Here is a 19197-nt window from a genome sequence, read left to right on the forward strand (position 1 = left end):
CGCAACATGATGTGCGGATCTCCTCACGGTTAAGCGTTATTAACAATTGCTGCTAAGTTGTAAGTTTCTCCTTGCCGGACAGGACAAATCAGTTATCGTGCCTGGCAACTTTTTCAGCAATAAAAAACAGTGGGATGCGCTATGGCGATTTTTGATGGTCACAATGACCTGTTGCTTAATTTATGGCTTCATCATCGCCAGGATCCGGTAACGGCCTTCTTCTCCGGCATTGAGAACGGACACCTCGATTATCCGCGCATGCAGCAAGGCGGATTTTCCGGCGGGCTGTTCGCGCTGTTCGTGCCGCCGCAGGAGTATATCGCCCGCATGGCGCCGCACTACGCCAGCGAGCCGTGGCAACCGATCGACATTCTCTGGCAGCAGTTGACGATCCTCAAGCAGCTTATCGCACACTCCGATGGACGGGCGCGATTGTGCCTGAGCGCGGCAGATATCGAACGCTGCCGTCAGGATAAGGTGCTGGCGATGGTGGCGCATATTGAGGGTGCGGGCGGTTTTGACGGCGAGGGTGGCGATCTACAGGCTTTCTATGCCGCTGGCGTGCGCAGCATTGGGCCTTTCTGGAACATTGCTAACCGTTTTGGCACTGGCGTTAACGGGGCGTTTCCCGGCAGCCCGGACAGCGGCCCAGGGCTTACCGCAGAGGGTATCGCCCTCATTAAGCACGCTAACGCCCTGAACATGCTGATTGACGTTTCTCATATGAATGAAAAGGCGTTCTGGGATACCGCTCGTCATTCCTCTTCACCGCTGGTCGCCACCCATTCCAACGCCCATACGCTGTGCCCGCAACCGCGCAATCTGACCGATCGGCAGCTGCTGGCTATCCGCGACAGCGGCGGCGTGGCAGGGGTCAATTTCGGCAACGCCTTTCTGCGCGCCGACGGTAAACGCGATAGCGATACCCCGCTGAGCACAATCGTTCGTCATATCGACTATCTTATTAACATCATGGGCGACGATCATGTCGCGCTGGGCTCCGATTTTGACGGCATCACGTTACCTGATGATTTGCATGATGTGAGTGGTTTACCGCGGCTAATCAGCGCGTTGCGTGACAGCGGCTATGATCAATTTGTGCTGAATAAGCTGCTGTGGGGCAACTGGCAAAAGGTATTGCAAAATGTTTGGCAACAATAGGTTACGTTGTAAACATTACGTTAATTCCTTACATCTTTCGGGTTGAGCTTTGCCCCACTGTGACGCATTATTTGATGACCATCACAAAACTGGCACAAACAATGGTGTTGGTGCTGCATTTTTAAAGAGGAAAAAACGATGTGGAAGAAACCTGCTTTTATTGATTTACGTCTTGGCCTGGAAGTGACGCTGTACATTTCCAACCGCTAATCGCTCAGCCCGCCATCCGTGCGGGCATTTTTGTTTTACTACCTGGCCTATCTTCATGTTTATTAAAGTCCTCGGTTCCGCCGCCGGCGGCGGTTTCCCTCAGTGGAACTGTAATTGCGCCAACTGTCAGGGTTTGCGCAACGGTACCCTTCAGGCGACCCCCCGCACCCAGTCGTCGATCATCGTCAGCGATAACGGCGAAGAGTGGATACTGTGTAACGCCTCGCCCGATATCAGCCAGCAGATTGCCCATACGCCAGAACTGAATAAGAAAGAGGTTCTGCGCGGCACGCATATTGGCGGCATTATTCTCACCGACAGCCAGATTGACCACACCACCGGGCTGCTCAGCCTGCGCGAGGGGTGTCCGCATCAGGTATGGTGTACGCCGGAGGTGCATGAAGATCTTTCCAGCGGATTCCCGATTTTTACCATGCTCCGGCACTGGAACGGCGGCCTGATTCATCATCCGATCGCACCGCTCACCGCCTTTAGCGTGGAAGCCTGCCCTGATTTGCAGTTTACCGCTGTCCCCATCGCCAGTAACGCACCGCCCTATTCGCCGTGGCGCGACCGCCCGCTACCGGGGCATAACGTGGCGCTGTTTATCGAAAACCGCCGCAACGGTCAGACGCTGTTCTACGCGCCGGGTCTCGGTGAACCCGATGACGACATCCTGCCGTGGCTTAAAAAAGCGGACTGTCTGCTGATTGACGGCACCGTCTGGCAGGACGATGAACTGCAGGCCGCTGGCGTCGGGCGCAATACCGGCCGCGATATGGGCCATCTGGCGCTCGGCGATGAACACGGCATGATGGCGCTGCTGGCCTCACTGCCGGCAAAGCGCAAGATTCTGATTCACATTAATAACACTAACCCGATCCTTAACGAGCAGTCGCCGCAGCGTCACGCCCTCACGCAGCAGGGAATTGAAGTGAGCTGGGACGGGATGACCATCACGCTTCAGGACTAACTATGCACATTCGTGAAACGCTCTCCCCGCAAGAGTTTGAACACGCCCTCCGGGCGAAAGGCGCCTACTATCATATTCACCATCCGTACCATATCGCGATGCATAACGGCGAGGCCAGCCGCGAGCAGATCCAGGGCTGGGTGGCGAACCGGTTTTACTACCAGACGACGATCCCGCTGAAAGATGCGGCCATTATGGCGAACTGCCCGGATCCGCACACGCGTCGAAAATGGGTGCAGCGGATCCTCGATCACGACGGCAGCAACGGTCATGACGGCGGGATCGAAGCCTGGCTACAGCTGGGCGAAGCCGTAGGGCTTAGCCGCGACGACTTAATCAGCGAACGCCACGTGCTGCCCGGCGTTCGTTTTGCCGTGGACGCTTACGTTAACTTCGCCCGCCGCGCCAACTGGCAGGAGGCGGCATGCAGTTCGCTCACCGAACTGTTTGCCCCGCAAATTCATCAGTCGCGTCTCGACAGCTGGCCGCAGCACTATCCGTGGATCAAAGAGGAAGGCTATTTTTATTTCCGCAGCCGCCTCAGCCAGGCCAGCCGCGACGTTGAACACGGTCTGGAGCTGGCGAAGAGTTACTGCGATAGCGCAGAAAAGCAGAATCGGATGCTGGAGATCCTTCAGTTCAAACTCGATATCCTGTGGTCGATGCTCGACGCGATGACCATGGCCTACGCGCTACAGCGTCCGCCTTATCACACGGTCACCGACAAAGCGGCCTGGCACACAACCCGACTGGTATAAGCATGCAAAAAAACTCCATCGTCGCCTTTCGTCGCGGCTATCGCCTGCAATGGGAAGCCGCTCAGGACAGCCATGTCATCCTTTATCCGGAAGGCATGGCTAAACTCAATGAGACCGCGGCCGCAATCCTCGAACTGGTCGATGGCCAACGCGACGCGGCGGCCATCATTGCCATACTCAACGAACGGTTCCCGGAAGCCGGCGGCGTGGATGACGACGTCGTAGAATTCCTGCAAATCGCTTATCAACAGAAGTGGATTATTTTCCGTGAGCCAGAATAAACCCGCCGTCAATCCACCGCTGTGGCTGCTGGCGGAGCTGACCTATCGCTGTCCGCTACAGTGTCCTTACTGCTCTAACCCGCTGGACTTTGCCCGGCAGGATCAGGAGCTGACCACTGAACAGTGGATTGAGGTTTTCCGCCAGGCGCGGGCGATGGGCAGCGTGCAGATAGGTTTTTCCGGCGGCGAACCGTTGACGCGTAAAGATCTGCCGGAGCTGATCCGCGCCGCCCGCGATCTCGGTTTTTATACCAACCTGATCACCTCGGGAATTGGCCTGACGGAAAGCAAGCTCGACGCGTTCAGCGAGGCCGGTCTGGACCATATCCAGATTAGCTTCCAGGCTAGCGATGAAGTGCTCAACGCCGCGCTGGCGGGGAATAAAAAAGCCTTCCAGCAGAAGCTGGCGATGGCCAAAGCGGTCAAAGCGCGCGATTACCCGATGGTGCTGAATTTCGTCCTGCACCGGCACAACATCGACCAGATCGATAAAATCATCGAGCTGTGCATTGAACTGGACGCCGACGACGTCGAACTTGCCACCTGCCAGTTCTACGGTTGGGCGTTCCTTAATCGTCAGGGCCTTTTGCCGACGCGAGAACAGATCGCCCGCGCGGAACGTGTGGTTGCCGACTATCGGCAAAAAATGGCCGCCAGCGGCAATCTGACCAACCTGCTGTTCGTCACCCCTGATTATTACGAAGAGCGACCAAAAGGCTGTATGGGCGGCTGGGGGTCGATTTTCCTCAGCGTGACCCCGGAAGGCACGGCGCTGCCCTGCCACAGCGCGCGCCAGCTACCGGTGGAGTTCCCCTCGGTGCTTGATCAGAGTCTGGAATCCATCTGGTATGACTCTTTCGGCTTCAACCGCTATCGCGGGTTTGACTGGATGCCGGAGCCGTGCCGCTCCTGCGATGAAAAGGAGAAGGACTTCGGCGGCTGCCGCTGCCAGGCCTTTATGCTCACCGGGAATGCTGATAACGCCGATCCGGTGTGCAGCAAATCGCCGCATCATCATAAAATTCTGGACGCGCGACGCGAAGCAGCCTGTAGCGACATGAAAATCGGCCAGCTTCAGTTCCGCAACCGTACCCGTTCGCAGCTTATCTATAAAACCCGGGAACTGTAGCGATAATGACCCCCCGCATCGTGGAGCTGGCAGGCGGTTTACGCGCAACGCTGGTGCATCAGCCGCAGGCGACACGCGCGGCGGCGCTTGCGCGCGTGAGTGCCGGAAGCCATCACGAGCCACCGCGCTTCGCCGGTCTTGCGCATTTACTTGAGCACCTGCTGTTCCGCGGTAGCCAGCGCTATCAGGGCGACGATCGACTCATGGCCTGGGTCCAGCGTCAGGGCGGTAGCGTCAATGCCACCACGCTGGCTCGCCACAGCGCATTTTTCTTCGATGTGGCCGCCGATAACCTGTCCGACGGCGTCGCGCGGCTGCGGGATATGTTGCAGGCGCCGCTGCTTTCATGCGATGACATACAGCGCGAAGTGGCGGTCATTGATGCGGAAAACCGGCTCATCCAGCAGCATGATTCCGCCAGGCGCGAAGCGGCGGCACGCCACGCGATGGAAGAACCCACAGTTTTTCGCCGTTTTCAGGTAGGTAGCCAGGATTCTCTGGGGCAGGACCCGGGATCGCTGCAAACCGCGTTGCGCGACTTTCATCGGCGCTATTATGTGGCCGGACACCTGCAATTGTGGCTGCAAGGGCCGCAAACGCTGGATGCGCTGGCCGAGCTTGCCCATACGTTTGCGTCCGGTTTTGCTTCTGGTGGCATGCCTGAAACCGTTCCCCCGTTGCGTCTTAGCGCTGAAGCAGATTTTCAGCTGGCAGTGACAGAGCGACCCGCACTGTGGCGTTGTCCGTTAATTCGAAAAAGTGACAACGTCACCTTATTTCGGGAGTTTTTACTGGACGACGCCCCCGGAAGCCTGATTGCCGGGCTGCGGGCGCGCGGGCTGGCAGAAGATGTCACACTGAACTGGCTTTATCAGGATAACGATAACGGATGGCTGGCGCTAACGGTTGATAGCGAACGACCCGAGGAGATTGACTCGCATATTACCCACTGGCTACGGGCGCTACAGCAAACGACGGATGAGCAGCAGCGGCATTATTATCGGCTGGCACAGCAGCGTTTTAGCGCCCTGCCGACGCTGGAGCAGCTGCGCCAGCGGGCGTTCGGTTTTGCGCCCGGTGCGGCGCCCGTAAGTTTTTCTGCCTTTTGTGCCGATTTACTGGCGGCGCCCACCTCGTATCTGGCCTGCAAAAAAATTGAAACCGCTGAAATTATCGCCAGCCAGGGGTTTGCTCTGCCGCTTAGCCATTGGCGTCGCCAGCCGGTTGCAGATGATAGCCCCATCGCGTTTTCCTTCTACCCGCAGACTGCCAGGTATGTTACGCCAGCCCCGACGTCAGAAGCCGCTCCGCTGCTGCATTTGACGGCGCAGACACAACCGCCAACGCTGATCCTGCGCAGGCCTTTTTATTCGTGCCTGGAACGGGCGCAGGGGGTGGCGATGGGCAAACAGTTACGCCCTCTCCTTGCTGAACTGCGCCATATTGACGGCAGCGGCGAGTGGCAAACGGTTGACGGTAGCTGGCAGCTCACCCTGCGGCTTCCTGACGCCGTGGTGACGGCGGAACACATCATCGGGGCGATAATCGATCGCCTCTCCCACCCCGCCCCGGCTCTTACGCCAGTGCCAGAAGGCATTGCCATCCGTGAGCTGCTTCAGCAATTGCCTGAACGTCTGGCATCGGATCCGCTACGGGACGGCTGGCTGGCGGCGCTAGTTGGCGGCAACGCCGAACACGCGCACGGGTTAGCCCGGCAGCTTGGCCTGCTCCGGGCGCCAGTTAACGCTAAGGGGTCGCCGTTTAGCGATTGTCCCGGCGGAATCGAACGTATCCCGCACGCCAGCGCGGACTCGGCGCTGCTGGTGTTTATTCCCCTGCCGCCGGGCGCATCGCTCGCCGCGCTGCGGCTGCTGGCGTTATGCTGCGAACCGCAATTTTTCCAGCGCCTGCGCGTGGAACAGCAGATTGGCTACGTGGTCAGCTGTCGCTATCAGCGTATTGCCGATCGCGATGGCCTGCTGCTGGCGTTACAGTCGCCTGACCGCTCTCCAGTGAACCTGTTGGGTTGCTGCAAACAATTTTTGCGTGAGCTGACGCTGTGCGATGTGACGGCGTTCAGCGTATTGCGACAGCAGCTGGCGATGCAAATCCGGTCACCGATGAATGCCAGCGCCACGGCAGTAGCCGCCCTGCGCCAGCGCTATGGTTTACCGGTGTTAACGCCGCAGGCTGTTGATGCCCTGCAACATGACGAGATAATCGCACTATGGCGCGAGATGACTCGCCATCGCCGTCGCTGGCGGGTGCTTTTCACGGGCTGACCGGACCCGCCGCTTTCTTCATATCCGTGGTTTTTAGTCAAAATAAAGCCCCGTACTACGACGGGGCCAGGTTGCTTATTTCGCTGTTATTTATCCAGCGCGTAGGCAATCACGTAGTCACCACGATCCGGCGACTGGCGTGCACCGCCAGCAGAGATCAGAATGTACTGTTTGCCGGTTTTCGGTGATACATAGCTGATAGGTCCGCCCTGGCTACCCACCGGAAGACGCGCTTTCCACACTTCTTCCCCCGTAGAGGAATCAAAGGCGCGCAGGTAGTAATCCTGGGTTCCCGCAATGAAGACCAGACCGCCCTGCGTGGCCAGCGTACCGCCCAGCGTCGGCATACCGACAGGCATTGGCATACGCATTTTTACCCCAAACGGACCGGTATCCTGTACGGTACCGACCGGCACCTGCCAGACGATTTTCTGCGTTTTCAGGTCAATGGCGGAGAGAGAGCCAAACGGTGGTTTCTGGCACGGAATGCCCAGTGGTGACATGAAACGGTTTTTGTTGACCGAATACGGCGTTCCTTTCATCGGAACGGCGCCCATCCCGGCGTTCACGGCTTCACCACCCGTATTTGCCACCGCGCTCTGCGGATCTTGCTTAATCAGCTGAACCCACAGGCCCAGACGCATGTCATTGACGAAGATATACTGGTTGTTCGGATCGGTGGACAAACTGCCCCAGTTCATTCCCCCCAGCGAGCCCGGGAAGCTCAGGGAAATATCGGTTCCCGGCATCGTGTACAGACCGTCATAACGCATTGATTTGAAGCTGATACGACAGGCCAGCTGGTCAAACGGCGTCGCCCCCCACATATCAGATTCTTTCAGGGTTTCTGCGCCAATCTGCGGCATCCCCACAGAGCGAGGCTGCGTTGCCGGGTACTGTTCACGTGGAATATCCGCTGGTTTTACCGGAACCTCTTTCACTTCAGTGAGCGGTTTACCCGTCAGGCGATCGAGAACGTAAATTTGCCCCGCTTTAGTGCCCACTACCACCGCGGGCTTGTTGCCCTCTTTCGTTGGGAAATCAACCAGGCTCGGCTGCATCGGGATATCGAAATCCCAGAGGTCGTTATGCACGGTCTGGTATACCCACTTCTCTTTCCCGGTAGTCGCATCCAGCGCGAGGATTGAGGTGGCGTATTTGTGATCTTCCGGAATACGGTCAGCGCCCCACAGGTCGACAGAGGAACTTCCCATCGGGATAAACACGGTATTCATCGACGCATCCCAGGACATAGGGGCCCAGGAGTTTGCGGAGCTGCGTTTGTAGTGTTCGCCCGGCTTCAGAACATAGTTCGGATCCGGATTACGCGGATCGAACGCCCAGCGCAGCTGGCCGGTGATCACGTCATAACCACGTATTACGCCGCCCGGCATATCGGTGCTGACGTTATCCGCAACGCGGCCGCCAACCACGACCGTGGTACCCGCCAGCGTCGGGGCCGACGTCAACACATAGGTTGGATCTGACGCGTCGCCCATTCCTTCATGCAGGTTAACGCTGCCGTAAGTACCGAAGTCCGGGCAGAATTTGCCGTTATCGGCGTCTAACGCGATCAGCTTACCGTCAATGGTATTCATCAGGATACGGCGCTGGCATGCCGCGCCCGGTGCGACCTGCGCTGGCAGAACCGGTGTGGAGCCGGCTACCGTTGGCTGTGCCAGCGGTTTGGTGGCATCAAAGTACGCCAGGCCACGGCAGCGCATCCAGATGGCAGACTTAGCGTTGATTTCCGCTTTCCAGATCTCTTTCCCGCTATCGGCATCCACGGCGATCACGTTGTTATGCGGCGTACAGAGGAAGACACGATCGCCTACCTGTAGCGGCGTTTGCTGATCTTCTGCGCCATTGCCATCCGGACTTTGCGGAATATCACCGGTATGGTAGGTCCAGACCGGTTTCAGGTTTTTCACGTTGTCACGGGTTATCTGGTCCAGCGCCACAAAGCGACTACCGCCAGCCGTATTACCGTAGTGATCCCAGTTCTGCTGTTTCGCCTCTTCTTTTACCGGCACCAGCGGGCGCTTTTCGCCGCTAAATGGCACGGTCGGATGGGGTTGAAACATCTGAACAAAGGTGACGCCCATGCCGATAATAAGGACCGCGCAGACCGCCATCGCCCCTTTCGTAGAGGACGGTTTTCCTTCACGCTTACGCAATGCAGGCCAGGTGGCTGCTGCCAGCACCATCAGCCCGGCGGGTACCATTAATCGGGAAACCAGGGGCCAGAAGTCGAGTCCGGCATCGAAAAATGCCCAAATCAGGGTGCCAAGAAACACCAGAGCAAACAGCCCTACGGCAGAGGATTTGCGGCGGAAAAACTGAATTGCAGAGAGCAGCGTGAAAACCCCGGCAATGAGAAAGTACCAACTCCCCCCCAGGGAAACCAGTTTAAAACCGCCGATGGCAAAAAACAGCCCCGTCACAAGAAGTACCACACCCACCAGCAGGCACCACGGGCCTAACCAGCCCAATGGGCGGGGATTATTGTCTGACATAAAAATGAATCTCCTGATTACTTTATATAAAGCAGGGTTTTATTAACTGCCACGATGTTAAAACCCTGCACAACGCTAATTGTTCGTATGCGAAGCATAAATTAAAAAGAGAACGTAGACAAAATCTATTATGTCGGAAGAAATGAAAACCAGCGCGATTGCATGGGTTTAACAGGGTTAAAATAGCGAATATCGCTAACTACGTCACCGATACTGGAATATATGACCAGCCGGAAGTTGCTTAAAGGATTAATATCAGGATTCCCCCAAGGCCGGTCTTATAGCGTCAGATTTTTACAGCTGAGCCTTCAAACAGAAGATTTAATTAAGCAATAACCATGAATAAGCACAGGGGTAAACCTGAGTTCAGTTTCAGGAAGAAATTATCAATAATTTTAGAGCGTCTGGTGCGTTGAACATTCCGTCATTATCAGCACTGAAAATGTGACTTTCCGCATCAAAGCGGACTCACAGAGTGACAATACAAACACTATTAAATCACTTAATGAAGTCTTGAATCACAGAAAATCCAAACATTAATTCACTGCGCCTTCACTAGCCATTGACTTTAAACCAAGACTAGCGCATATTTTACAGCACAAATTAACAAGACAATTTTTGGAGGACGTTTTCTATGCCAGCCCGTGATTATCCCGACAAGCGTGTTGCTCGCGGTGTAGCAAAGGAGGCCGATCTCAGGATGTTAAGTGCGCGCATCGATCCAGCGCTGATGGAGTACATCCGCATTACTGCGTATGAAACACGGAAAAGTAAGCAGGAAATCGTGGCGGAAGCGTTAGCACTTCACCGCCAAAGGAATCAGATTGTGTCATAAACACCAAAAGCCCGAAAAATCCCCCCGGGCTTTTGCTGCTGTCTGGGTTACTCTACCAGCGTATTTAACGTCTCCAGCGCCTCAGGCGGCAATACTAGATCGGCTGCCGCCAGGTTTTCACGCAGATGCGCCACCGAAGAAGTACCCGGGATCAAGAGGATATTTGGCGAGCGTTGCAGCAGCCATGCCAGCGCCACCTGCATAGGCGTCGCATCCAGTGAATCCGCCACCGCCTGTAGCCCGGAAGATTGCAGTGGCGTGAAACCACCCAGTGGGAAGAACGGCACCCAGGCAATCCCCTGCTGCGCCAGCGAATCTACCAGCGCATCGTCACCGCGATTCACCACGTTGTACATGTTCTGTACGCATACCACGGAAACCATCTTCTGCGCTTCAGCCACCTGCGAAGCAGTGACGTTGCTCAGCCCAATATGGCGAACCAGCCCCTGTTGTTGCAGCTCCGCGAGGGTGCTTAGCGGCGCGGCAATCGAGCCTTCCGCTGGTCCGTGGGCGCTAAACATGATCCGCAGGTTAACCACGTCCAGCACATCTCGCTTCAGGTTGCGCAGGTTGTCATGCACCGCCTGCGTCAGCTCCTGGGCGGAAAACGCCGGCAGCCAGGAGGCGTCCTCGCCGCGTCGGGCTCCGATCTTGGTCACAATCGTAAGGTCGTCCCGGTAGGGATGAAGCGCCTCGCAAATAAGCTGGTTGGTCACATGGGGGCCGTAAAAATCGCTGGTATCAATGTGATTTACCCCCGACTCTACCGCTTCACGCAACACCGCCAGCGCCGCATTTTTGTCTTTTGGCGGACCAAAAACGCCAGGTCCGGCAAGCTGCATCGCGCCATAGCCAAACCGTTTAACCGTACGCGTTCCGAGCGTGAATGTTCCGCATTTATCTATGCTGCTCATGCTGACCTTCCTCATTAAAATGATCCGGGTTTACAACAGGTTCCGCAACGAAACCATTAGTTAAGCAATAGTAAAATTAAAGTTTAAATTCGCTACGACGATAGTATTGATGTAACCCTGCCTCTTCTATTACGGATGACCGCCATGCTGAAAAATCTGCACGTGATTACCGGTATTATCTTTGCCCTCACCATATTCTGTCTGCTGCAAGTTGTCACGGGAGGGTTGTTCTACTCTGCCGTTAACAACGATCGTCACAACTTTCAGAACTCCGGGTTGCTCAATGCCCAGCAGGAGAGCCTGAGCGACAGTGTGAACACCCTGGTGAAAACGCGCGTTACCGTCACCCGCGTGGCGATCCGCTACCTGAAAAACCAGCGCGACCCGGCCTCTCTCGCGGCAATCAATACGCTGCTGGGCACCGCGAACGGTTCGCTGGCCAAAGCAGAAGACTATTACAAAAACTGGCAGGCGATTCCGCAGGTGAAGGGGCAAAATGCCGCGCTCACCGAAGAGATGCAGAAAGCCTGGAAGAACATGCACGAGGTAATGCGCTTGTCCATTGCGTACTTGCGCGCCGATAACTATCAGGCCTATGGCGACCTGGACGCCCAGCAGGCGCAGGATGAGATGGAGGCGGTCTATACCCGCTGGCGCGCGGAAAACAACGTGCTGCTTAAAGCCGCCGCCGAAGAGAACCAGAACAGCTTTACCCAGATGCAGTGGACGCTGGCGGCGATCTTCCTGACCGTTATCGCCGTGCTGGTGGTGATCTGGCAGGGTTTACAGCACCTGCTCCTGAGACCGCTCAACGCCATCATGAACCATATTCGCACCATCGCGAGCGGCGATCTGACGCAAAACGTCGCGATTACCGGGCGCAACGAAATGGGCCAGCTGGCCGCCGGTCTGCATGAGATGCAACAGTCGCTGGTCAGCACCGTCAGCGCCGTGCGCGGCAGCACAGATTCTATCTACACGGGCGCAGGAGAAATTGCCGCCGGGAGTAACGACCTTTCCGCCCGAACCGAGCAGCAGGCAGCCTCGCTGGAAGAGACCGCCGCCAGCATGGAAGAGCTGACGGCCACGGTGAAACAGAACTCGGATAACGCTCGTCAGGCGACGCTGCTGGCAAAGAATGCGTCTGAAACCGCCGCACGCGGCGGCCAGGTGGTGAATAATGTAGTGCGTACCATGAATGACATTGCCGACAGTTCTCAGCAAATTGCGCATATCACCGGCGTTATCGATAGCATTGCCTTCCAGACCAACATTCTGGCGCTCAACGCGGCGGTTGAAGCCGCCCGTGCCGGCGAACAAGGCCGCGGCTTTGCGGTGGTGGCAGGCAAAGTACGGACGCTGGCCAGCCGCAGCGCGCAGGCGGCAAAAGAGATCAAAGGGCTTATTGAAAACTCCGTCAGCCGGGTGAATACCGGCTCGGAACAGGTGAGCGAGGCGGGTGCGACCATGAAAGAGATCGTCGCGGCCGTGACACGCGTAACCGATATTATGGCTGAAATCTCGTCGGCGTCTGACGAGCAAAGCCGCGGTATTGAACAGGTCAGCCTGGCGGTCTCGCAGATGGACAGCGTAACGCAGCAAAACGCCGCGCTGGTACAGGAGTCGGCAACGGCGGCGGCGGCGCTGGAAGATCAGTCTGAACAGCTGCGCCAGGCCGTGGCGGCATTCCGGCTGAACATGCAGGAAAACACCGCTCCGCGGCCAAAAAATACAAAAGCACCGCAACTGTTGCGTCCCGCCACGGTCAGTGCCTCAGGTGACACAAACTGGGAGACGTTCTAGGCCTTACCGTTAACGGCTGCGCTTGGCGTGACGTTCCCAGTTCTCCTGTTTCGCCTCATCGGATTTTCGGAGTGAAACATAACATGCCCCGCTGCCGCCGTGATGCGGCAGCGCCACGCAGAAAGCCTGCACGTCCTCGAACTCAGTTAACCAGCGGGCAAGATAACTGCGCACCACGTTCGGGTGCGAATTCTGCTCGCGGCCCTTTCCGTGAATGATAATCAGGTTACGTAAACCGTCGCGGCAGGCCTGGCGAATGAAGGCGTACAGCATCTGGCGGCAGCGTTCGGCGGGCTGACGCAACAGATTTAAGCTGGCCTGTCGGGCGTATTTACCCGAGCGCAGCTTGTCAATAACGCCCTGCTGAACGCCCTCGCGCTGGAACATCAGCGGCTCTTCAAGCGGCAAGAGTTCCAGGAAACCCAGTGTGAGAAAGTTGTCGAGCTGCTCGGTATCGATCTCCTGGCGAACCCGGGTATTACGGCTTTGCTGCCAGTGGATATCGGTGCAGCGTTTCAGGGGCTGGACATCCTCCATGGCGTCAAGAAAAAGTGATTTGTCGTCAGGGTTCATGGAAATCCTCCGGGCACATCGGGGCTTGTACTATACCTGCACCGGGCAGGGGCCTCAATAACCCTTACCGCAAGGGGCAAGATAAATATTAATCTGATGAATATATATAGCTACCATTAAAGTTATTTAAATATTACTTAACTAAAACTACAGCAGAGTTAAAATAAGTGATTTGCGTTGAAATTTTGTAAAACCAATGACGTGCCGCCTTTCTTTTTTCAGGAAAGATGTTATACCTAAATATACCTGCCTCATGGATATAATACCCAGGATTTGCGAAAGGACGCACTGCTGTGTGTACTGTAGGGTCTGTCTGATGTCGGACAGGCTCTATTTTTTCTTTGGCAATTTCACGATAAAACTATTTTTCTCGCTTCCCTTCTGAATTGTGTAATTAATGATTCAGCCAGGGGCGTCTGGCGTGCATCACGGCGCTGAATTAAATAATAGGCCGCTCTGGGAAGTGTTTCCACAACCGGCAGCATGACCAGCCGGTGCGCCAGCAGCGGGTCGCAGCCCAACTCCTGCGGCAGCACGCTCAGGAAGTCACTTTGTGCGACAAGGCTAATACAGGACGAAAAGGTTTCGCAAACGACGCCAATACGCGGTATCTGCGAGTGATGATGAAATATATCCTCAAGCTGCTTATAATAACTTCCCCGCGGCGTTGGCAATGTCCAGTTATAATGAAGAAGTTCATTAATAGAGGTAGCCCCCAACGCCGGATGTCCTTCCCGACAAAATACCGCAAAAGGTTTCTCAAAGAGTTTTTCAAACGTAAATTCGTGATCGTAAGGCCCCTGATAATAGGTATTGATGGTAAAGTCCAGCTCACCCTGGCGTAATTCATTGATCATTGATACCAGCTGACCTTCCATAATCCGCACTTTGATCTGAGGATGCTGCGCATGAAAACGGGAGATAACGGCGGGCATCAGGCTGCGCGCCACGCTGGCACCCATCCCAATATTGATCTGCCCGGTCAGCTCCCCCTGACGCTGACGGATATCATCCTGCGCTGCGCGAAGCTCTTCCAGAATCAAATTAGCGCGGTGATAAAACCCTTCCCCGCACTCGGTCAGGGCGACACCTTTACTCCGGCGCACAAACAGTTGTGCCGCCATGCCCTCTTCCAGCTCTTTAATGGATTTAGTCAGCGCGGGCTGCGAAAGATTCAGCACCCGGCTGGCTCCGCGAATACTGCCCTGACGCGCCACTTCGACAAAAGCCCGAATTTGATGAAATTTAATCTGAAATGACATAACCCGACCGATAACCGTTGTTTATCAGAGTAAAGAAACTGTCATCTACTTTAATGGAATCGGATGTGCGAGGGTAATTCCTGAACGGTTAAAACTGTGAAAAATCGCTTAGTGATAAGTAAAAACTATCACAGCGTGAAGCAGTTCACATATTTTAATGATGACAGGAAAAGATATGAACGCACTGGCGCAGTACATCCACACATTAGCCCCCCAACTGAGCGCATGGCGTCGCGATTTTCACCATTTCGCGGAATCCGGCTGGGTGGAGTTTCGCACTGCCGCGAAAGTCTCGGAGATCCTGGACTCGCTGGGTTACGAGCTGGCGATGGGTCGCGATGTCGTGGATGCCGAAAGCCGGATGGGGTTGCCCGATGATGCAACCCTGGCGCGGGAATTTGCCCGCGCCCGCGCGCAAGGCGCACCGGAAAAATGGCTCGCGCCGTTCGAAGGCGGGTTCACCGGCATTGTCGCGACCCTGAATACCGGTCGCCCCGGCCCGACGCTGGCCTTTCGCGTGGACATGGATGCGCTTGATCTGAGCGAAGCGCATGACGACAGCCACCGGCCGTACCGCGACGGTTTTGCCTCCTGTAACCCGGGCATGATGCACGCCTGCGCGCACGACGGCCACACCACCATTGGTCTGGGGCTGGCGCAGGTGCTTAAGCAGCATGAAGCCCAGCTCAACGGCACCATCAAACTGATCTTCCAGCCTGCCGAAGAGGGTACGCGCGGCGCCCGCGCTATGGTCGCTGCAGGGGCGCTGGACGACGTGGACTACTTTACCGCCATTCATATTGGAACCGGCGTTCCGGAAGGGACGGTGATCTGCGGCAGCGATAACTTCATGGCGACCACTAAATTTGACGTGCGCTTTACCGGCGTTGCCGCACACGCTGGCGGTAAACCGGAAGAGGGCCGTAACGCCCTGCTCGCGGCGGCCCAGGCCGCTATCGCGCTGCATGGCATCGCGCCACACAGCGAAGGCGCGTCCCGGGTTAACGTCGGAGTCATGCAGGCGGGCAGCGGACGCAACGTGGTTCCGGCTGATGCGTTGCTTAAGGTTGAAACCCGCGGTGAAAGCGAGGCTATTAATCAGTATGTCTTTGAGCGCGCGCAGGCGGTGATTACCGGCGCGGCAGCACTCTACGGCGTAACAGCCGGGATAAACCTGATGGGGGCGGCGACCTCCAGTGCCCCCTCCCCGGCCTGGGTCGATTATCTGCGCGAACAGGCAAGCCAGGTGCCCGGCGTGACTCATGCCATTAATAAGGTCAAAGCCCCTGCGGGCTCCGAAGATGCCACGCTAATGATGGCCCGCGTGCAGCAGAACGGCGGCATGGCCTCGTATATGGTCTTCGGCACCGAACTGAGCGCCGGACATCACAACGAAAAATTCGATTTTGATGAGCAGGTGATGAACGTTGCCATCGAAACACTGGCGCGAACTGCGCTTAATTTCCCGTGGACGCGAGGTGTGTAATGCAGGAGAACTACGCTTTTATCGCTGATGCCATCGACACGCGATGTCAGACGTTTACCGATATTGCCGACGACATCTGGGATCATCCCGAAACGCGCTTTGAAGAGTTCTGGTCCGCCGAACGGCTCGCCAGCGCGCTGGAAGCCGAGGGCTTTACCCTGATGCGGGAAGCCGGAGGCATTCCCAACGCCTTTATTGCCAGCTACGGCAGCGGCAAGCCCGTTATCGCCCTTCTGGGCGAATACGACGCCCTGGCCGGGTTGAGCCAGCAGGCGCACTGCGCGACGGCGCAATCCGCCACCCCGGGGGCTAACGGCCATGGCTGCGGGCATAACCTGTTGGGTACTGCTGCCTTTGCCGGTGCGGTGGCGGTGAAAAGCTGGCTGGAACAGCAGGCGGCAGCGGAACGGTACGATTTTACGGCTGCCCCGGCGAGGAAGGCGGCTCCGGTAAAACCTTTATGGTGCGTGAAGGATTATTTGACGACGTGGACGCTGCCGTGACCTGGCATCCGGAAGCCTTTGCCGGAATGTTTAACGTCAGCACGCTGGCCAATATTCAGGCCGCCTGGCGGTTTAAGGGGATCGCCGCCCACGCCGCAAACTCCCCACATCTGGGACGTAGCGCGCTGGATGCCGTGACGTTGATGACCACCGGCACAAACTTCCTCAACGAACACATCATTGAAAAAGCGCGCGTTCATTACGCCATCACCGATACCGGCGGAATTTCGCCTAACGTGGTGCAGGCTCAGGCAGAAGTGCTGTACCTGATCCGCGCTCCGGAGATGGCCGATGCGCAGCAGATCTACGCGCGCATCGAGAAAATCGCCAAGGGCGCGGCGATGATGACCGAAACCACTGTCGAGTGTCGCTTTGATAAAGCCTGCTCCAGCTATCTGCCGAACCGTACGCTCGAAGGGGCCATGTACCGCGCATTGCAGCATTACGGCACGCCGGACTGGACGGAAGAAGAACGCGAATTTGCCCGTGAAATCCGCGCCACGCTCACGGCAAACGACCTGCAAAACAGCCTGAAAAACATAGCCGCAACGGGGGCCGAAGAGGGAAAAGCCTTTGCCCGACGCCATCACGAAACGCTACTGGTGGATGAAGTTGCCCCTTACGCCATCACCGATAACGTGCTGGCAGGCTCCACCGACGTGGGGGATGTCAGCTGGAAGATGCCTGTCGCACAGTGCTTTAGCCCCTGTTTTACCGTCGGCACCCCGCTGCATACCTGGCAATTGGTGGCGCAGGGGCGTACCTCTATTGCCCATAAAGGCATGCTGCTGGCCGGAAAAGTGATGGGCGCGACCGCGCTGCATCTGCTTCAGGATGCCGACCTGCTGCGAAAATGTCGGGAAGAATTTGAACAACACATAACAGAAAAACCGTACGAGTGTCCGATCCCACAGGACGTGACACCGTCACCTTTAAAATAAAAAAACACAACACAACACGACAACAGTCCCGAGGAACGCCCATGAGTATGTCTTCCATACCTTCGCATTCCCCATCCGGTAAGCTCTATGGCTGGGTTGAAAGGATCGGCAATAAAGTGCCGCACCCTTTCCTGCTTTTTATCTATTTAATTGTCATCCTGATGGTCGCGACAGCCGTGCTGTCCGCCTTTGATGTGAGCGTGCGCAGCCCGGCCGACGGCAGCATGGTGGCCGTAAAAAATCTGCTCAGCGTGGAGGGGTTGCACTGGTTTTTGCCGAACGTGATTAAAAACTTCAGCGGTTTTGCGCCGCTGGGCGCCATCCTGGCGCTGGTGTTAGGCGCGGGTCTGGCCGAACGCGTGGGTCTGCTGCCCGCGCTGATGGTGAAAATGGCCTCGCACGTCAGCGCGCGTTATGCCAGCTATATGGTGCTGTTTATTGCCTTCTTCAGCCATATCTCGTCCGACGCGGCGCTGGTGATCATGCCGCCGATGGGGGCGCTGATTTTCCTCGCCGTTGGCCGTCATCCTGTTGCGGGCCTGCTGTCGGCGATCGCGGGCGTCGGCTGTGGGTTTACCGCTAACCTGCTTATTGTGACCACCGATGTGCTGCTCTCCGGCATCAGCACGGAGGCAGCCAGCACCATCGATGCGGCCATGCACGTCAGCGTGATCGACAACTGGTACTTTATGGCCAGTTCGGTGATTGTCCTGACGATTGTCGGGGGGCTGATTACCGATAAGATCGTTGAGCCGCGCCTGGGTAAATGGGAAGGCCGGAGCGATGAAAAGCTGGAGACGCTGAGCAAAGAGCAGCAGTTCGGCCTGCGCGTCGCCGGGATCGTCTCGCTGGCATTCATTGCGGCTGTGGCGCTGATGGTGGTGCCGGAGAATGGCGTGTTGCGCGATCCGATCAAACACACCGTACTTCCCTCGCCGTTTATTCAAGGTATTGTGCCGCTGATAATTCTCTTCTTCTTCGTCGTTTCGCTCGCCTACGGCATCGCTACCGGTAAAATCCGCCGTCAGGGAGATCTGCCGCACCTGATGATCGAGCCGATGAAGGAGATGGCGGGTTTTATCGTGATGGTGTTCCCGCTGGCGCAGTTTGTGGCCATGTTTAACTGGAGCAACATGGGCAAGTTTATGGCCGTGAGCCTGACGGACGCGCTGGAGGCGGCGGGGTTGAGCGGGGTTCCGGCGTTTGTCGGCCTGGCGCTGCTGTCGTCCCTGCTGTGCATGTTTATTGCCAGCGGGTCGGCCATCTGGTCGATTCTGGCCCCCATCTTTGTCCCCATGTTTATGATGCTCGGCTTTCATCCGGCGTTCGCCCAGATCCTGTTCCGTGTCGCCGATTCTTCGGTGATCCCGCTGGCGCCCGTGTCACCCTTCGTTCCGCTGTTTTTAGGCTTCCTGCAACGCTACAGACCGGAGGCTAAGCTGGGTACCTACTATTCGCTGGTCTTGCCCTATCCGCTTATCTTCTTAGGGGTATGGCTGGTGATGCTGGTGGCGTGGTATCTTGTCGGCCTGCCGATTGGACCGGGTATTTACCCGAGGCTGAACTAAGG

Annotated in this window: 15 protein-coding genes and 1 pseudogene; 12 read left to right on the forward strand and 4 right to left on the reverse strand. The window is 56.7% G+C overall.

What is annotated here, in order from left to right; all coding sequences use genetic code 11:
* Nucleotides 1-141 precede the first annotated feature (141 nt).
* The 7 genes from SK51_RS16380 to pqqF all read left to right on the forward strand — a co-directional run bounded on the left by SK51_RS16380 (nt 142) and on the right by pqqF (nt 6794).
* Nucleotides 142-1161, forward strand: coding sequence for a dipeptidase (locus SK51_RS16380; protein WP_023306097.1), 1020 nt, complete (start codon nt 142-144; stop codon nt 1159-1161).
* 138 nt (nt 1162-1299) lie between these two features.
* On the forward strand, nt 1300-1371 hold the full coding sequence (pqqA, locus tag SK51_RS24390; protein ID WP_002905689.1) for a pyrroloquinoline quinone precursor peptide PqqA: 72 nt from the start codon (nt 1300-1302) through the stop codon (nt 1369-1371).
* Between the two features lie 55 nt (nt 1372-1426).
* Nucleotides 1427-2344: a pyrroloquinoline quinone biosynthesis protein PqqB gene (gene pqqB, locus SK51_RS16385; protein WP_023306096.1), complete on the forward strand. Its 918-nt coding sequence runs from the start codon at nt 1427-1429 to the stop codon at nt 2342-2344.
* A 2-nt stretch (nt 2345-2346) separates the two neighbouring features.
* A complete protein-coding gene (gene pqqC / locus SK51_RS16390) occupies nt 2347-3102 on the forward strand; it encodes a pyrroloquinoline-quinone synthase PqqC (RefSeq protein ID WP_023306095.1) in 756 nt (251 codons plus the stop codon).
* Between the two features lie 2 nt (nt 3103-3104).
* Nucleotides 3105-3383: a pyrroloquinoline quinone biosynthesis peptide chaperone PqqD gene (pqqD, locus tag SK51_RS16395; RefSeq protein WP_003857508.1), complete on the forward strand. Its 279-nt coding sequence runs from the start codon at nt 3105-3107 to the stop codon at nt 3381-3383.
* Nucleotides 3370-4512 (forward strand): pyrroloquinoline quinone biosynthesis protein PqqE, encoded by a 1143-nt coding sequence (pqqE, locus tag SK51_RS16400; protein WP_022647952.1) that lies wholly within the window; start codon nt 3370-3372, stop codon nt 4510-4512. Before pqqD ends, pqqE begins: the two co-directional genes overlap by 14 nt.
* A 5-nt stretch (nt 4513-4517) precedes the next feature.
* The gene (pqqF, locus tag SK51_RS16405) at nt 4518-6794 is read left to right on the forward strand and encodes a pyrroloquinoline quinone biosynthesis protein PqqF (RefSeq protein ID WP_048206810.1); all 2277 of its coding nucleotides are present in this window, start codon (nt 4518-4520) and stop codon (nt 6792-6794) included.
* A gap of 86 nt (nt 6795-6880) precedes the next feature.
* Here pqqF and SK51_RS16410 read toward each other — a convergent pair whose 3' ends face one another.
* Nucleotides 6881-9310, reverse strand: coding sequence for a glucose/quinate/shikimate family membrane-bound PQQ-dependent dehydrogenase (locus SK51_RS16410; protein WP_023306093.1), 2430 nt, complete (start codon nt 9308-9310; stop codon nt 6881-6883).
* Nucleotides 9311-9944: 634 nt separating this feature from the next.
* Here SK51_RS16410 and SK51_RS16415 point away from each other — a divergent pair.
* A complete protein-coding gene (locus tag SK51_RS16415) occupies nt 9945-10145 on the forward strand; it encodes a hypothetical protein (RefSeq protein ID WP_023299982.1) in 201 nt (66 codons plus the stop codon).
* Nucleotides 10146-10192: 47 nt separating this feature from the next.
* On the opposite strand, the gene SK51_RS16420 is transcribed toward SK51_RS16415, so the two are convergent.
* On the reverse strand, nt 10193-11059 hold the full coding sequence (locus tag SK51_RS16420) for an aldo/keto reductase family oxidoreductase (protein WP_023299981.1): 867 nt from the start codon (nt 11057-11059) through the stop codon (nt 10193-10195).
* 144 nt (nt 11060-11203) lie between these two features.
* Between SK51_RS16420 and tcp the strand changes: the two genes are divergently transcribed.
* A complete protein-coding gene (gene tcp, locus SK51_RS16425; RefSeq protein ID WP_048206811.1) occupies nt 11204-12862 on the forward strand; it encodes a methyl-accepting chemotaxis citrate transducer in 1659 nt (552 codons plus the stop codon).
* 9 nt (nt 12863-12871) lie between these two features.
* Here the strand turns inward: tcp and smrA are convergent, their stop codons facing one another.
* Together smrA and SK51_RS16435 are read right to left on the reverse strand one after the other, a co-directional pair.
* Nucleotides 12872-13435, reverse strand: coding sequence for a DNA endonuclease SmrA (gene smrA / locus SK51_RS16430; protein ID WP_023306091.1), 564 nt, complete (start codon nt 13433-13435; stop codon nt 12872-12874).
* Nucleotides 13436-13785: 350 nt separating this feature from the next.
* Nucleotides 13786-14697, reverse strand: a complete 912-nt coding sequence (locus tag SK51_RS16435) for a LysR family transcriptional regulator (RefSeq protein WP_032676258.1) — start codon at nt 14695-14697, stop codon at nt 13786-13788.
* A gap of 175 nt (nt 14698-14872) precedes the next feature.
* On the opposite strand from SK51_RS16435, the gene SK51_RS16440 reads away from it, so the two are divergent.
* The 3 genes and pseudogenes from SK51_RS16440 to abgT all read left to right on the forward strand — a co-directional run bounded on the left by SK51_RS16440 (nt 14873) and on the right by abgT (nt 19195).
* Nucleotides 14873-16183: a M20 family metallo-hydrolase gene (locus SK51_RS16440; RefSeq protein WP_023299977.1), complete on the forward strand. Its 1311-nt coding sequence runs from the start codon at nt 14873-14875 to the stop codon at nt 16181-16183.
* Nucleotides 16183-17627 (forward strand): annotated as a pseudogene (locus tag SK51_RS16445) (M20 family metallopeptidase). The gene SK51_RS16440 and the pseudogene SK51_RS16445 overlap by 1 nt, the downstream one beginning before the upstream one ends.
* Before the next feature lie 41 nt (nt 17628-17668).
* Complete coding sequence (gene abgT, locus SK51_RS16450) at nt 17669-19195, forward strand: p-aminobenzoyl-glutamate transporter (protein WP_022647942.1); 1527 nt, start codon at nt 17669-17671, stop codon at nt 19193-19195.
* Nucleotides 19196-19197 lie beyond the last annotated feature (2 nt).

It is taken from the genome of Enterobacter sp. MGH85, assembly GCF_001037655.1.
Classification (GTDB): Bacteria; Pseudomonadota; Gammaproteobacteria; order Enterobacterales; family Enterobacteriaceae; genus Enterobacter; species Enterobacter intestinihominis.